The following is a 15,047-nucleotide window of genomic DNA, read 5'->3' as shown; positions in this document are numbered from 1 at the left end:
GGCGGTGCCGTCGTTGCCGGCGGTGTCGCCGCGAGTGAGGCAGCAGGCTAGTCCTCTGATCGCACCGGCGCGAGAGGTCCTGGCCAAGGCCGTCGGGGCCGCCGCCTATCCTGGGCTGGACTGCAGGCCCGTCCACCATCCCCAACGGAGATCACGTTGTACTTCACCGACCGCGGCATCGAGGAACTGGAGAACCGGCGGGGCGAGGAGGAGGTCTCCCTCGGCTGGGTCGCCGAGCGGCTCCGCGAGTTCGTCGACCTCAACCCGGACTTCGAGGTCCCGGTCGAGCGCCTCGCGACGTGGCTGGCCCGGCTGGACGACGAGGACGACGAGTAGTCCCTCCCGCTCGCGCGTCCCTCTCGCGGTGCCGGGCGGCGGCGACGGCCCGGCACCGCGTACGGGCTTACGCCCCGCTCGTCCCCCGCGAGCGCCACGTGTCGTAGGCGATCGTCAGCGCCCCGTCCGCGACGAGCACCACGCCCGCCGCCGACCAGCGCCGACGCGAACCGGCACCCCGCCGGGCGTAGACCAGCAGGCAGACGCCCGCCGCGATCTCGGCGGCCCCCAGCGCCCGCGCCCTCGGGCCCCGTATCCACTCCCCCATGAGGCCGTTCTCCGAGGCGTCGAGCCCGCCGCGCACCGCCTCGCGCCAGCCGGGCCACTCCACCGCCTCGGCCCTCGGCGCCGCCTCGGCCGCCGCGCGCAGCGCGTCGGTGCCCGCCCCGGGGACGAGGCCGGCCGGCAGGTGCAGGCCCGACCGCGCCAGCACGGCGATCACCCCGCGTACGCGCGCCGCCGCGTCGGCGTCGGAGTCCGGCCGGGTCAGCTGGTCGAAAGCCTCGGCGTCCAGCACCGGGTCCAGGCCCAGCCGGGCGCGCAGGGCGGTCATCGCGCCCTCCTCGCCCACCGGCGCGCCGTCGGCGAGCCAGGTGTAGCCGACCGTGCGGCGGAAGCCCGCGGCCACCACGAAGCCCGCGCCCTCCTCGTCCCACCACAGCCCGACCGCCGGCCAGGACTCGGCGACCGTCAGGGCGTGCGCCCACTCGGCCGCGACGGCGGCCAGGTGGCTGCCCTCCTCCCGCCACGCCTCCTCGGCCGGCACCAGCACGGTCCAGTCCTCGCCGGCGGGGGCGAGGATCATCGGCTCGCGCAGGAGCTGTGCGGAGGGACGGACACGGTCGGGCTCGGCCCGGCAGAGCAGCAGTACCCCCGCCGCCCGGCTGCGATCAGTAGCGGACATGCGTCAACGCTATGCCACTCGAGCGGCACTTGACTTCCGGACGACGCGATATATCGTGTTTATTGACAGACGCGATATGTTGCGTCCCGTCCACCCGCAGAGGAGCCCGGAATGTCGGACCGGTCCGAGTGGTCGCTCACCACGCCGCAGAAGCTCGCCTTCGAGGGGCCCGTGACGGCCCTGAAGGTGCGCGTCGTCGGCGGCACCGTCAACGTCGTCGGCACGGACGGCGGGCCGGCCGGCCTTGAGCTGTCCGCGATCGACGGCCCGCCCCTGATCGTCATCCACGAGGGCGGCACGCTCACCGTCGCGTACGAGGACCTGCCCTGGAAGAACGTCCTCAAGTGGTTCGACCGCAAGGAGTGGAAGCGCAGCGTCACGGTGACCCTGACCGTGCCGACCGCCACCCGGGTCGAGCTGGGCGTCGTCGGCGCGAGCGCCGTGGTCTCCGGGATCACCGGCGCCACGGAGGTGCGCGGCGTCAGCGGTGACACCACGCTCGTCGGCGTGCGCGGGGAGGTCCGCGCGGAGACCGTCTCGGGCCACTTCCAGGCCCAGGCGCTCGCCGGCGGCCTGCGCTTCAACTCCGTCTCCGGCGACCTGACCCTCATCGAGAGTGCGAGCGCATCGGTCAAGGCCGAGACCGTCAGCGGCGACATGACGGTCGACCTGGCCGCCGGCGCCCCGGACCGTCCCACCCTCGACCTGACCAGCGTCTCCGGCGAGGTCGCCGTCCGGCTGCCGCACCCGGTGGACGCCGAGGTGAACGCCAACACCACCAGCGGCCAGGTCTCCTGCGCCTTCGACGACCTGCGGGTCAGCGGCCAGTGGGGCGCCAAGCGCATCACCGGCCGGCTCGGCGCGGGCCGCGGCCGGCTCAAGGTCACCACCCTCTCGGGCGCGGTGGCGCTGCTGCGGCGGCCCCCGTCCCAGGAGGACGTCGCCGATGTCCCCGTCCAGGGAAAGGTCCTCTGATGCCTCCCGTCTTCGCCCACGGCCGACTGCGGCTGTACCTGCTCAAGCTCCTCGACGAGGCCCCGCGCCACGGCTATGAGGTCATCCGGCTGCTGGAGGAGCGCTTCCAGGGGCTGTACGCACCCTCGGCCGGCACCGTCTACCCGCGTCTGGCCAAGCTGGAGGCCGAGGGGCTCGTCACCCACACCAGCGAAGGCGGCCGCAAGGTCTACTCCCTCACCGACGCCGGGCGCGCCGAGCTGGCCGAGCGCCAGGGCGAACTGGCCGACCTCGAGCTCGAGATCCGCGAGTCCGTCGCCGCGCTCGCCGCCGACATCCGCGAGGACGTCCGGGGCGCGGCGGGCGACCTGCGGCGCGAGATGCGCGAGGCCGCGCGCCAGGCCCGCGCCGGCGCCCCCGCCGACGGCCACCCCGCCGACTACTTCGCCACGGCGAAGGAGGAGCTGCGCAAGGCCAAGGAGGAGTGGAAGGAGCAGGCCCGCCGGGCGAAGGAGGAGAGCCACCGCGCCCGGGAGGAGGCCCACACCGCCCGCAGCCAGGCCCGCGCCGCCCAGGAGCACGCCCGCGAGGAGATGCTGCGCATCCAGGAGCGGGTCCGCGAGCAGATGCGCGAGCACGCCCGCAAGGGCGACTGGCCCGCCGGCCTGGTCGAGGGCTTCGGCGCCCTGGCCAGGGAGCTCGGCGCGCTGGCCGGCCAGGCCGGCCGCGGCGACGCCCCCTCGGGCCCCACGACCGTCACGGTCGAGCGCACCGACCGCGACGAGCCGGCCGCGGAGGGGATCCCGCTGCCCGACTGGGCCACGGCCGACGACGCCTTCTCCAAGAACCCGGGCCGTGACCTCGACCGGCTGCTGGATCGTTTCCGCGACGAGGTGCGCGACGCGGCCCGCGACCATGGTGTGACGGCCGATCAACTGGCCGAGGCCCGCCACCACCTGGCGGCCGCCGCCGCCCGCGTCGGGGCGCTGCTGAGGGAGCGGCAGGACTGAGGAGGAAGAGGCGGGGCCGGGGAGGCGGCGGTCAGACGGACGAGGGCTCGCCGCCGGCCGCCTCGGCCGCGACCATCTTCTCCATGGGATCGACCGCCATGCCGCCCGAGACGACGATCGCGGCGACGACGGCGACACCCATGATCACGCTGCCCAGCCACACCATCGTGTCGGCCGGCAGCGTGTAGGCGCCGACGACACGGACGACGGACTCGGCCAGCAGGGAGGCGCCCCACACCGCCGAGAAGGCCAGCTCGGCGCGGCGGAAGCGGGCGGTGCCGGCCACGAGCCGGTCCCAGGCGGCGTTCTTGGCGGCGTCGCCGCGCGTGACCCACGGCCGCAGGCCCGCGGTCATCAGCGGCCGCCCGGCCAGGACGGACGCCAGCACCACGACGCCGACCACGCCGCTGCCGGCGCTCTCCTTGGCGAGCATCAGGCGCACGTCGCCGGTGACCGTGGTGAGCAGCAGGCCCAGGACGTTGACGGTCAGGATGAGGGCCGCGAGGCCGTTGAGCCGGCGGTCCCTGACGATGCTCCAGACGGTGCGCAGGGCCGGCAGGACGCTGCTCCAGGCCAGCGCGGCGAAGGTGCTCATGCCGAAGCCCTCGCGCAGCGCGTAGTAGGCGGCCATGGGCAGGAGCGCGTCCACGACCAGCGGCGCCAGGCTCTGCACCACCGCACGACGCCGGTCGGCGGCCGCCGTCCGCGCTCTGAAGGTGTCCGCCGTCCTCGTGACCGTCCGCATGATGGGCCTCTCCCCCGTGAGTCGTACGCGCCCCCTTCCCGGGGACACGTACAGCATCACGGCCCAGACCCTCTTCACGGCAGAGCCGACCGTCCACCCCTCGGCATGACTTTTGTCAGGCGCGGAGCATGACAGTGCGGCACGCGCCCACACACACCGGCGCGCGTCAGCCGAGGTCGGCGCCCGCGCACGACAGACGACCGCGCCCGGACCATGAGATGGTCCGGGCGCGGTCGCGTACCTGACGTCAGGCCTTCTTGGTCTCCCAGAAGATCCGGTCGATCTCGGCGATGAGCTCCAGCGCCTTCTCTCCCGTCTTCGGGTCCGTGGACGCCTTGGCGGCGCTCAGGGCCTTCAGGGTGTCGTTGATCAGCTGGTGCAGCTGCGGGTACTTCTCGAAGTGCGGAGGCTTGAAGTAGTCGCTCCACAGCACCGAGACGTGGTGCTTGGCGAGCTCCGCGCGCTGCTCCTTGATGATCGTGGCACGGGCGCGGAAGTGCGCGTCCTCGTTGGCCTGGTACTTCTCCTGGACGGCCTTGACCGACTCCGCCTCGATGCGGGCCTGGGCCGGGTCGTACACACCGCAGGGCAGGTCGCAGTGGGCGCTGACCTTCACCTTGGGGGCGAACAGGCGGGAGAGCATGTGCTGTCCTTCCTCGTGATCGTCTTCTCAGGTGCGAGATTACTCGGTGTGGGAAGGCTTTTCTCGGGTGCCCCGGGGGGCTTAGGACAAAAGTCCGGTGTCAGTCTGGGACCGGGCGTGGAAGGAACGGACACGGAGGTGCCGCGGTGCAGGAGCAGGTGGAGGAACGCGGGCACGAGCTGGACCGTGAGCGTCGTGGACTGCTGCGGATCGGGATGGCGGAGGTCTACAACCCCTCGATGGTCCCGACGCTGACCCCCGGGGACCAGTTGGTCGTGCGGTACGGGGCGGTGGTGCGGCCGGGTGACGTGGTGGTGATGCGGCATCCGTTCCGCCAGGACCTGCTGATCGTCAAGCGCGCGGTGGAGCGGCGCGCGGGCGGCTGGTGGGTGACGGGGGACAACCCGCTGGTGGAGAACGACAGCCGGGAGTTCGGCCCGGTGCCGGACGAGTTCGTGGTGGCCCGCGCCTGGGTGCGGCTGCGCCGGCCGCCGGAGCGCGGTCAGCGCTCGGCGGCGGCGCTGCTGTCGTGGGCGGCGTCGGCGGTACGGCCCGTACGGTCGCCCTCCGCGCGCTCCTCCGAGCGGCCGTTCCCCAGGCGCTTGCGGGCCCGGTAGGCGGCGACGTTGGCGCGGGTGGCGCAGCGGTCGGAGCAGTAGCGGCGGGAGCGGTTGGTGGAGGTGTCGAGGTAGGCGTTGCGGCAGGGCGTGGCCTGGCAGATGCCCAGGCGGTCGACGCCCAGCTCGGTGAGGTGGACGGCCAGGCCCATGCAGGCGATGGCGGTGTAGGACGCGGCGGCGCTGGGGGCGTGGTCGGCGATGTGCAGGTGCCACTTGGGGCGGCCGTCCTCGTCCCGGTACTCGTGGCCCGAGACCTGCGGGCTGACCGGGAACTCCATCAGCAGCGCGTTGAGCAGGTCCACGGCCCGCACCTCCTCGCCCTCGGCTGCCGCCTCGAACACGGCCCGCAGCCGGGTCCGGACGGCCCGCAGCCGGGTGAGGTCGCCGTCGGTCAGGCGGCGGGCGGACTGGGACTCGGGGCCCACGAGCTCGCGGACGGCGTCGAGCGAGGTGAGCGCGTCGGCCGCGCGCGCGGGCTGCTCGGTGTTGACCAGCCGCACGGCGTAGTCCGAGTAGGAGGCAAGTTCCACGTCCGGTCCCTCTGATGGCGCCCGAATATCGGCAAGGGAACATCGGTAATGGATGTTCCACTGTCGAGGGTATTACAGACGGGCGCGGCAACGCGGAAAGGGGCGGCACGGGCCGCCGCCCGTACCGCCCCTCGTTCCGCGTGCCGGGTTACAGCACCTTCGAGAGGAAGGACTTGGTGCGCTCGTGCTGCGGGTTCGTCAGCACGTCACGCGGGTTGCCCGACTCCACGACGACGCCCTGGTCCATGAACACGACCGAGTCGCCGACCTCGCGGGCGAAGCCCATCTCGTGGGTGACCACGATCATCGTCATGCCGTCCTCGGCGAGGCCGCGCATGACGTCGAGGACGTCGCCCACCAGCTCCGGGTCGAGGGCCGAGGTCGGCTCGTCGAAGAGCATCAGCTTCGGCTCCATCGCCAGCGCCCGCGCGATCGCGACCCGCTGCTGCTGGCCGCCGGACAGCTGCGAGGGGTAGTTGCCGGCCTTGTCGCCCAGGCCGACGCGGTCGAGCAGCTTCAGGGCGCGCTCCCGGGCCACGGCCTTGGTCTCGCCCTTGACCTGCATCGGCGCCTCCATGACGTTGGCCAGCGCCGTCATGTGCGGGAAGAGGTTGAAGCGCTGGAACACCATGCCGATGTCCCGGCGGTTGCGGGCCACCTCGCTGTCCTTGAGCTCGTAGAGCTTGTTGCCGGACTGGCGGTAGCCGACGAGCTGGCCGTCGACGTACAGCTTGCCCGAGTTGACCTGCTCGAGGTGGTTGATGCAGCGCAGGAAGGTGGACTTGCCGGACCCGGAGGGGCCGATGAGGCAGAACACCTCGCGCGGGGCGACCTCGAGGTCGATGCCCTTGAGGACCTGGACGGCGCCGTAGGACTTGTGGACGCCCTCGGCCTTCACCATGGCGTTCATGCGGTGACGCCTCCCTTGGAACGGTTGCTGAAGGAGGACAGGTTCGCCTTGACCTTCTGCCACGGGGTGAGCGGCAGAGTGCGCAGCGAGCCACGGGCGTAACGCCGCTCCAGGTAGAACTGTCCGACGCTGAAGACGCTGGTGAGGATCAGGTACCAGGTGGCAGCGAGGAAGAGCATCTCCACCGTGGCACCGGTGGTCTGTCCGATGTCGGACGTGGACCGCAGCAGCTCGAGGTACTGGGCGGCGCTCGCCGCCAGCGACGAGGTCTTCAGCATGTTGATGAACTCGTTGCCGGTCGGCGGCACGATCACGCGCATCGCCTGCGGCAGCACGATCCGGCGCAGCGTCTTCGACTGGCTCATGCCGAGCGCGTGGGCGGCCTCGGTCTGACCCTCGTCGACCGACTGGATGCCGGCCCGCACGATCTCCGACATGTACGCGGCCTCGTTCAGACCCAGGCCGAGCAGCGCGGCCATGAAGGGGGTCATGAAGTCGCTCATCTCGTCCCGGTAGATCGGGCCGAGGTTGATGTACGGGAAGATCAGCGCGAGGTTGAACCACAGCAGCAGCTGGACGTAGACCGGGGTGCCCCGAAAGAACCAGATGTAGAGCCAGGAGACGGATGACGTCACCGGGTTCTTCGACAGTCGCATCACGGCCAGCAGGATGCCGAGCACCAGGCCCAGCACCATGGCGAGCACCGAGATCAGGACCGTCTTGCCGAGGCCCGAGAGGACCGTGGGGTCGAAGAGGTAGTCCGGGATGGCGCTGTAGTGGACGTTCGCGGAGGCGAAGGCGTTCACCAGCAGGGCCAGCAGGGCCAGGACCAGGACCGCCGAGATCCACCGGCCGTAGTGCCGGACCGGGATGGCCTTGATCGCCTCGGGGAGGGTCGCGGTGGCCGTGGCGCCGGCCGCGTCCTTCTTGGCGAGGTCCGCCTTGGCGGGCTTGCCGCCCTTGTCACCCTTGTCGCCCTTGGGGGCGTCCTTGGGGTCCTCGGGGTCCTTGTCGCCCTTGGGGTCCTTGGGGTCCTTGCCACCCTTGTCGCCCTCGGGCTCCGGGGCGGGGTCGGCCTTGGCGGGCTCCTCGGCCGGGGCGGGCTCGGACGCGGCCTTGGCGGGCTCCTCAGCCTGGGCGGGCTCGTCGGCCTTGGCCGGCTCGGACGCAGCCTTGGCCAGGTCGGACGCGGCCTTGGCCAGCTCGGACGCGGCCTTGGCCAGCTCGGTCGCGGCCTTCCCGGTCTCCGGCGTCTCGGGCTCGGATCCCGTCGTCCCGGGCTCGGGCTTGTCAGGGGAGTCAGTCACGGATGTTGCCTTTCAGCGTTGCCGTACGAGGTCAGGGAAGAGTCAGGAACCGCCGTTGATCTTGGCTTCCTTGATGACGCCCGCATCGACGCCCCAGGTCTTGACGACCTTCTCGTACGCACCGTTCTTGAGGATCGCTTCGAGGGCCTCCCGGAGGGCGTCCCGCAGCTGGCTGTTCTGCTTCGCGACGGCGATGCCGTACGGAGCGGCCTCCACCTGGTCGCCGACCAGCTCGAAGTCCTTGCCGCCGCCCGAGGTCTTCACCGCGTAGGCGGCGACGGGGAAGTCGCTGGAGACGGCGTCGACGCCGCCGGCCTTCAGGCGCGTCTGCGCCTCGAGGTCGGTGTCGAACGCCTCCATCCCGATCGCGTCCTTGTCGCCCTTCTCGCACTTCTCCGACTCGGCCTTCGCCAGGTCGTGCGAGACGGTGCCGCGCTGCACTCCGATCTTCTTGCCGCAGAGGTCGGACCAGCCGCCGATGCCCTTGGTCTCGCCCTTCTTGGTGTAGAGCGAGACGCCGGCGTTGAAGTAGTCGACGAAGTCGACGCCCTCGGCAACCTTCTTCTTGGTCTTGGGGTCGATGCCCTCCTGGCGGTCCTTGGTGTCCGTCATCGCGGACATCGCGATGTCGTAACGCTTGGATCGCAGACCGGTCAGCAGGGCGTCGAAGGTGCCGTTCTCGAACTGCACCTTCACCCCGAGTTCCTTGCCCATGGCGGCGGCGATGTCGGGGTCGATGCCCACGACCTTGCCGTCCTTCTTGAACTCGACGGGCGGGTAGGCGATGTCGGAACCCACCTTGATGACCCCGGCGTCCTGGATCTTCTTCGGCAGCTTGTCGAAGAGGGGCGCGTTGGAGTTCGCGGTGGTCCCGGCGCCATTGCCGGTGGTGGTCTTGTCACGCTGGTCGCCGCAGCCGGTCAGCAGCAGGGTGCCGGCGACCGCGATCGCGCCGACGGCGGCCAAACGACTCCTGGCAGCAGCCGGGCGGGGGGTGGTGCTTGCGGTCATTGCTCGTTCCTCCTGCGGTTGAGGGGGGGTCCGACTGGTAACTCGGCAATCACGCAAAAACACGGCAGATCTCGCAGCACACTTCCTCGTGTGCCGCGACCTCGTGCGGTCTGCGCATCTTGCCATCCGGACTACCCCATTCGGGGGGCCAGCGATGTCAAAATCGGATAACGGGTGATCGCCAAGTAGTACCGGGTGGTTCACTCCCCTTTTGGCCCTGATATCCGTTCTGATCGGCTTCTGGGCGCGAGACCCAGGTCACGCCCGCTCTGTCTCACTGTGTGGACACTTTCGGGCCGTCGTCTCCAGTTCACACGTTTCCGGCCGGATCGCACAGCGCCGTCGGTGCTCACCGGGCCGGAACTCACTCGTCGGCCGTAGCGCTCTTCCGGTAGAAAGACCAGTTACACCCCTCACCCGGGGCTCAGGGCACGTGTGTGCGGCGTGCCCGATGTCCGCAGCGCTTCCGTCGCACGGTGGCCCATCCGCCGTCCGGTCCGCGGGCAGGTGCCCGACCCGCTCCGCGAACCCAGGGGCGGTTACCCTCGATGGCAATCTGACAAAGGGGTCAAGAACAGTGGCAGCGGAGATCGTGAATCCTCGCAGTGCCGGCGGCCCGGACGGGGGAGCTCAGGGTGAGCTCACCGATCCGGCCTTCGTGCTGCACCAAGGCGGCAAGATGGCGGTCCAGGCGACCGTCCCCGTGCGCGACAGGGACGACCTGTCCCTCGCGTACACGCCGGGCGTCGCCAAGGTGTGCAGCGCCATCGCCGAACAACCCGAGCTGGTCCACGACTACACGTGGAAGTCCAAGGTCGTCGCGGTCGTCACGGACGGCAGCGCGGTGCTCGGCCTCGGCGACATCGGCCCGGAGGCGTCCCTGCCCGTGATGGAGGGCAAGGCCATCCTCTTCAAGCAGTTCGGCGGCGTGGACGCGGTGCCGATCGCGCTGGACTGCCGGGAGGTCGACGAGATCGTCGAGACCGTCGCCCGGCTCGCGCCGTCCTTCGGCGGCATCAACCTGGAGGACATCTCCGCTCCCCGCTGCTTCGAGGTCGAGCGCAAGCTCCAGGAGCGCGTGGACATCCCCGTCTTCCACGACGACCAGCACGGCACCGCCGTCGTCACGCTCGCCGCGCTGCGCAACGCCGCGCGGCTGACCGGTCGTACGCTCGGCGAGCTGCGCGCCGTGATCTCGGGTGCGGGCGCCGCCGGCGTCGCCATCGCCCGGATCCTGGTCGAGGCCGGCATCGGCGACGTGGCCGTGTGCGACCGCAAGGGCATCGTCTCCCGGGACCGCGAGGACCTCACCGAGGTCAAGCGCGAGCTGGCCGGGTTCACCAACTCGGCTGGTCTGTCCGGTCCGTTGGAGACCGCGCTGGACGGCGCCGACGTCTTCATCGGCGTCTCGGGCGGTACGGTCGCGGAGGCGGCGGTCGCCAAGATGGCGAAGAACGCGCTGATCTTCGCGATGGCCAACCCGAACCCGGAGATCCACCCGGACGTCGCCCACAAGTACGCGGCCGTCGTGGCCACGGGCCGCAGCGACTTCCCGAACCAGATCAACAACGTGCTCGCCTTCCCCGGCATCTTCGCCGGCGCCCTGCAGGTGCGGGCCTCGCGCGTCACGGAGGGCATGAAGCTCGCCGCGGCCGAGGCGCTCGCCGCGGTGGTGGCGGACGAGCTGAGCGCGGAGTGCGTGATCCCCTCGCCGTTCGACGAGCGGGTCGCCCCCGCCGTGACGGCGGCCGTCGCCGCCGCCGCGCGGGCCGAGGGCGTCGCGCGCCGCTGAGCCCCGGGCATCCCCGTGCGGGGCCGGACCGCAGGACGGTCCGGCCCCGCACGGCTTTCCCCCCGGGTGACGATTCATCCCAAGGTCATCCCAAGGTCATCCCAAGTCACCCCAGGCGGCGTACGAAGGCGTCGTACACCGCGTTGGTGTCGCCGGGGACGAGGTTGTCCGCGGCGCTGGTGAAGACGAGCGTCTTCCCGGCCAGGTCGGTGCTGGGGGCGGCCGAGCGGCCGTTGCCCTGGGAGCCGTCGTGCGCGAGGCTGACGCGCTCGACCTTGCCGGTCGCCCGGTCGCGGAGGAAGACGTCCCCGTTGGTGCCGGGGTTGCGGCCCGGCGCCAGGTTGGTCGCCTCGGAGTCGAAGACGACGTACCGCCCGTCGGCGCTGATCGAGGACGACCACGACGCGCCGTTGGCGCGGGTGCCGTCCGAGGCCACGCTGACCAGCTCGATCCGGCCGGTCCGCAGTTCCTTGACGTAGACGCGGTGCTGGATGTCCGGGGTGCCGGGCACCAGGTTGGTGGCCATGGAGCGCAGGACGACGAAGCGTCCGTCGCCGCTGAGATCCGCGCCGCCGGTCTCCCTGTCGGCCTGCGTCCCGTCGGCGGCGACGCTCACCCGCTCGGTGCGCGGCGTGGGCTCCGCGGCCGCCGGCGCGACGGCGACGCAGCCGACCAGGACCGCCATCAGGGCGGCGGGTCTGAGATGACGCATTCCTCCCCCTCACGAACTGTCATGTTCGGACAGAAGTGAAGCCAACCGGCCCGGTACGGCCCGGTCAACGGCGGCGTTCCGGACTCCGCGCCGGTTACGGCCGTTGCGGCAGGAACCGCTGGACGGACGCGGCGCGTGTCACATCGCCGCGTGGTTCCGCCGTGCGCACCCCGGCACTAGGTTCGGCACATGTTCGCCGCCTACGCCGCACGCATCGACCGTGACCAGCCGCTGAACGGCCTCGTCCTGGGGGAACGCCCCGAGCCCGAGGCGCGCCCCGGCTGGACGACCGTCACCGTCAAGGCCGCCTCCCTCAACCACCACGACCTGTGGTCGCTGCGCGGCGTCGGGCTGGGCGAGGAGTCGCTGCCGATGATCCTGGGCTGCGACGCCGCCGGCGTCGACGAGGACGGCAACGAGGTCGTCCTCCACTCGGTCATCGGCCAGAGCGGCCACGGCGTGGGCCCCGACGAGCCCCGCTCCATCCTCACCGAGCGGTACCAGGGCACGTTCGCCGAGCGCGTCGCCGTCCCGGCCTGGAACGTCCTGCCCAAGCCGAAGGAGCTGTCCTTCGAGGAGGCCGCCTGCCTGCCCACGGCCTGGCTGACCGCGTACCGGATGCTGTTCACCAAGGCGGGCGTACGGCCCGGCCAGAGCGTGCTGGTCCAGGGGGCCGGCGGCGGGGTGGCCACGGCGGCGATCGTGCTGGCCGCCGCGGCCGGGCTGCGGGTCTTCGCGACCAGCCGGGACAAGGCCAAGCGCGAGCGAGCGGTGGAGCTGGGGGCCGAGGCGGCGTACGAGCCGGGGGCCCGCCTGCCGCACCGCGTGGACGCCGTCATCGAGACCGTGGGCGCGGCGACCTGGTCGCACTCGGTCAAGTCCCTCAGGCCCGGCGGCACCCTGGTGATCTCCGGCGCGACCAGCGGCGACAGGCCGCCGGCGGCCGAGCTGACGCGCATCTTCTTCCTGGAGCTGAACGTCGTCGGCGCGACCATGGGCACCAAGGACGAACTGGCCGACCTGCTCGACTTCTGTGTGACGACGGGGGTTCGGCCGGTGATCGACACGGTCCTGCCCCTGGACCGCGCACGCGAGGGTTTCGAAAAGATGTCCAGCGGCGACCTGTTCGGCAAAGTGGTGCTGACGGTATGAACGACGGATGCCGAAGAGACGCTTGCGCACGGCGGCGTTCCTCGCCGTAACCACCGTTCTGGCCCTGCTCGTTCCCACGACCGGGGCCACCGCCGGCACCGAGGGCGGCATCCCCCGCCTCACCGACGACCACGGCCGCGCCCTGACCCTGCGAGGCTGGAACCTCGCGGACAAGGAGCACCGCGGCGAGCGGGCCCTGGAGAGCATCACGGAGCGGTCCCTGCGCGACATGGCCGCACAGGGCTTCGACTTCGCCCGGCTCGCGGTGTTCTGGGACGACCTGGAGCCGCGGCGCGGGCAGTACAGCGAGCGCTACCTCCGCAGGATCGAGCGGATCCTGGACTGGGCGCACGCCCACCGCGTCCGCGTCGTCATCGACGCCCACCAGGACGTCTACGGCCCCGCCTTCGGCGGCCACCGGGGCATCCCCGAGTGGGCCACCCGCACGGACGGCCTGTCCTACCGGCCGCATCCGGACGACTGGTTCGCCGAGTACTTCGAGCCCGCCGTGCAGGCCGCGTTCGAGCACCTCTACGAGGACCCCGACCTGCGGCGCGCGCAGACCCGCATGTGGCGGACGCTGGCCGCCCGCCTCGCCGGCCACCCGGCCGTGTTCGGCTACGACCTGATCAACGAGCCGATGGGGCGCATGCGGCCCGGCGAGGACCTCTTCGCCGCCGCCCGCCGCATCGAGGCCACCCAGGTCACTCCGATGTACAACCGCATCGCCGACGCGATCCGCGAGGTCGACCGGAAGCACTGGCTGTTCGTCGAGCCCACCCCGGCCGCGGGCGAGGGCAGGCCCACCGGCCTGGGCCGGGTGGACGACCCGAAGGTGGTCTACGCGCCGCACTTCTACAACGCGGTCATGGAGGCCGGCGGGGACTACGACCCCGCGTCCGGCTGGCTGGAGGCCTACGAGCGCGAGATCGTGCGCTACCCGCGCGAGCACCGCGTGCCCGTCGTCGTGGGCGAATGGGGCCCGCGCGACAGCTCGCTGCCGAACATGCGCCGGTTCTACGAGGACGCCGTCGCCTCCATCGGCCGGTACGCGTCCGGCTGGGCGAGCTGGGAGTGGTGCTACGGAGGCGGCTACTGCGCCCTCCAAGCGGACGGGCGCTTCCAGCCCAACAAGGAGCGCACGGTCCGGCCGTACGCCCCCGCCGTGGCCGGCACGCCGCGCACCGAGGCGTACGACCAGGGCACCCACGCCTACCGGCTGACCTACGCGCCCCACCCGGGAGGCATCACCGAGCTCTCCCTGCCACCGTCGCCGCACGGCTGGCGGATCACGGTCGACGGTCCGGCGTGGGCGGCGACCAGGGCCGTACCGCCGGGCGAGCGCGGCAGGGTCCAGGTCCGGGCCGCGCGGTGGGCCGGGGCTCCCGTCACGGTCACGGTCACGGGCGGCTGACCCCCCTCAGGCCGCCTCCGCCACGAAGTCGCCGAAGGCCCGCACACGTGCCGTCTCCGCGTCCCGGCGCCAGACCAGTCCGAGGGCCGACTCGGGGAGGCCGGCGACCGGGACGAAGGCGATGTCGCGGCGGCCGTGGTAGTCGGCCGTCGGCCGGCACAGCAGCATGCCGCCACGGCCGGCCGCGGCCAGCGTGATGCCCTCCTGCAGGGTGGTCACCTCGGGCCCCCGGGGATCGGGCGGCCGCCGGGGTGAGGGCGGGGCCTGGCGGCACGCCAGTACGCGGGGCGGGGGCGGCGGCCGAGATGAGGGGGCAGCGGGCGAGGTCCTCGGCGGGCAGGGACGGCCGGCGGGCGAAGGGGTGGCGGACGGAGACGGCGAGGGTCTGACGCTCCCGGGAGAAGACCGGCCCGAGCACCAGCCCGGGCTCCTCGACGGGCAGCAGGACGACCGCGGTGTCGACCTCGCCCCGGTGCAGGGCGCCGAAGGGGTCGGACAGGGGCACCTCGGTGATCTCGACGACGCAGCCGGGGTGCCGGGCCTGGAAGGCCCCGACGGCCGTCGTGATCCGTTCGTCGGCGGTTCCCTGGAAGCCCACGCGCAGGGTGCCCTCCATGCCACGGGCGACGGAACGGGCGTCGTCGACGGCGCCCTTGAGGGCTTCGTAGGCGGGGCGCAGTCCGGTGCGGAGGCGTTCGCCGAGCGGGGTGAGGGCGACCCGGCGGCTGGTGCGGTCGACCAAGCGGGCGCCGACCCTGCTCTCCAGGGACCGCAGGAGCTGGCTGACGCGGCTCTGCGACACGTACAACCGCTCACCGGTGCGGCCGAAGTGCAGCTCTTCGGCGAGGACCAGGAAGCACTCCAGTTCCCGCAGTTCCAGCCCGCCGGCCGGGCCGCCCCCGCCGTGCGTCCCGCCGTCCATCCGCCCGCCCTTTCGATCGATGAGCCCCGCTCATCGAAGCATGAGGAACCGGCCGTTGTTCCCGGGTGGTCCGCCGCCGAGGGTG

15 protein-coding genes and 1 pseudogene are annotated in these 15,047 nt (G+C 72.0%); 7 read left to right on the top strand and 9 right to left on the bottom strand.

Annotated features, from left to right (window positions below; genetic code table 11):
* Positions 1 to 156: 156 nt before the first annotated feature.
* On the top strand, positions 157 to 336 hold the full coding sequence (locus J1792_RS20245) for a DUF6104 family protein (RefSeq protein WP_086567929.1): 180 nt from the start codon (positions 157 to 159) through the stop codon (positions 334 to 336).
* A 67-nt stretch (positions 337 to 403) separates the two neighbouring features.
* Here the strand turns inward: J1792_RS20245 and J1792_RS20240 are convergent, their stop codons facing one another.
* A complete protein-coding gene (locus J1792_RS20240) occupies positions 404 to 1,240 on the bottom strand; it encodes a hypothetical protein (protein WP_086567931.1) in 837 nt (278 codons plus the stop codon).
* Positions 1,241 to 1,351: 111 nt separating this feature from the next.
* Between J1792_RS20240 and J1792_RS20235 the strand changes: the two genes are divergently transcribed.
* A complete protein-coding gene (locus J1792_RS20235; protein WP_086567933.1) occupies positions 1,352 to 2,215 on the top strand; it encodes a DUF4097 family beta strand repeat-containing protein in 864 nt (287 codons plus the stop codon).
* A complete protein-coding gene (locus J1792_RS20230; RefSeq protein WP_086567934.1) occupies positions 2,215 to 3,204 on the top strand; it encodes a PadR family transcriptional regulator in 990 nt (329 codons plus the stop codon). Before J1792_RS20235 ends, J1792_RS20230 begins: the two co-directional genes overlap by 1 nt.
* A 31-nt stretch (positions 3,205 to 3,235) precedes the next feature.
* Here J1792_RS20230 and J1792_RS20225 read toward each other — a convergent pair whose 3' ends face one another.
* Together J1792_RS20225 and sodN are read right to left on the bottom strand one after the other, a co-directional pair.
* A complete protein-coding gene (locus J1792_RS20225) occupies positions 3,236 to 3,949 on the bottom strand; it encodes a VC0807 family protein (RefSeq protein ID WP_207247943.1) in 714 nt (237 codons plus the stop codon).
* 247 nt (positions 3,950 to 4,196) lie between these two features.
* Positions 4,197 to 4,592 (bottom strand): superoxide dismutase, Ni, encoded by a 396-nt coding sequence (gene sodN / locus J1792_RS20220; protein WP_086567954.1) that lies wholly within the window; start codon positions 4,590 to 4,592, stop codon positions 4,197 to 4,199.
* 146 nt (positions 4,593 to 4,738) lie between these two features.
* Between sodN and sodX the strand changes: the two genes are divergently transcribed.
* Positions 4,739 to 5,209 carry a nickel-type superoxide dismutase maturation protease gene (gene sodX / locus J1792_RS20215; protein WP_307843050.1) on the top strand — a complete coding sequence of 157 codons (471 nt, stop codon included), beginning with the start codon at positions 4,739 to 4,741 and terminating at the stop codon, positions 5,207 to 5,209.
* Here the strand turns inward: sodX and J1792_RS20210 are convergent.
* From J1792_RS20210 to J1792_RS20195, 4 genes are all read right to left on the bottom strand, one after another.
* Positions 5,095 to 5,742, bottom strand: coding sequence for a CGNR zinc finger domain-containing protein (locus J1792_RS20210; RefSeq protein WP_207247942.1), 648 nt, complete (start codon positions 5,740 to 5,742; stop codon positions 5,095 to 5,097). The two genes, sodX and J1792_RS20210, sit on opposite strands and share 115 nt — an antisense overlap.
* A gap of 148 nt (positions 5,743 to 5,890) precedes the next feature.
* The gene (locus J1792_RS20205) at positions 5,891 to 6,652 is read right to left on the bottom strand and encodes an amino acid ABC transporter ATP-binding protein (RefSeq protein WP_086567955.1); all 762 of its coding nucleotides are present in this window, start codon (positions 6,650 to 6,652) and stop codon (positions 5,891 to 5,893) included.
* Positions 6,649 to 7,533, bottom strand: coding sequence for an amino acid ABC transporter permease (locus tag J1792_RS20200; protein WP_086567972.1), 885 nt, complete (start codon positions 7,531 to 7,533; stop codon positions 6,649 to 6,651). Before J1792_RS20200 ends, J1792_RS20205 begins: the two co-directional genes overlap by 4 nt.
* A 468-nt stretch (positions 7,534 to 8,001) precedes the next feature.
* Complete coding sequence (locus J1792_RS20195) at positions 8,002 to 8,970, bottom strand: ABC transporter substrate-binding protein (protein ID WP_086567957.1); 969 nt, start codon at positions 8,968 to 8,970, stop codon at positions 8,002 to 8,004.
* Between the two features lie 577 nt (positions 8,971 to 9,547).
* Here J1792_RS20195 and J1792_RS20190 point away from each other — a divergent pair.
* Positions 9,548 to 10,762 carry an NAD(P)-dependent malic enzyme gene (locus J1792_RS20190; protein WP_086567958.1) on the top strand — a complete coding sequence of 405 codons (1,215 nt, stop codon included), beginning with the start codon at positions 9,548 to 9,550 and terminating at the stop codon, positions 10,760 to 10,762.
* A 106-nt stretch (positions 10,763 to 10,868) separates the two neighbouring features.
* On the opposite strand, the gene J1792_RS20185 is transcribed toward J1792_RS20190, so the two are convergent.
* On the bottom strand, positions 10,869 to 11,474 hold the full coding sequence (locus J1792_RS20185) for a TolB family protein (RefSeq protein WP_207247941.1): 606 nt from the start codon (positions 11,472 to 11,474) through the stop codon (positions 10,869 to 10,871).
* Between the two features lie 189 nt (positions 11,475 to 11,663).
* Between J1792_RS20185 and J1792_RS20180 the strand changes: the two genes are divergently transcribed.
* A complete protein-coding gene (locus J1792_RS20180; RefSeq protein WP_086567963.1) occupies positions 11,664 to 12,626 on the top strand; it encodes a zinc-binding dehydrogenase in 963 nt (320 codons plus the stop codon).
* 7 nt (positions 12,627 to 12,633) lie between these two features.
* Entirely contained in the window at positions 12,634 to 14,040 is a 1,407-nt protein-coding gene (locus J1792_RS20175; protein WP_086567964.1) for a cellulase family glycosylhydrolase, read from the top strand.
* A gap of 6 nt (positions 14,041 to 14,046) precedes the next feature.
* On the opposite strand, the pseudogene J1792_RS20170 reads toward J1792_RS20175, so the two are convergent.
* Positions 14,047 to 14,962, bottom strand: a pseudogene (locus J1792_RS20170) (LysR family transcriptional regulator).
* Positions 14,963 to 15,047 lie beyond the last annotated feature (85 nt).

This window comes from Streptomyces triculaminicus (genome assembly GCF_017349075.1).
Classification (GTDB): Bacteria; Actinomycetota; Actinomycetes; order Streptomycetales; family Streptomycetaceae; genus Streptomyces; species Streptomyces triculaminicus.
The sequence above is the reverse complement of the archived record's forward strand: the minus strand, read 5'-3'. Positions and strand labels throughout refer to the sequence as shown.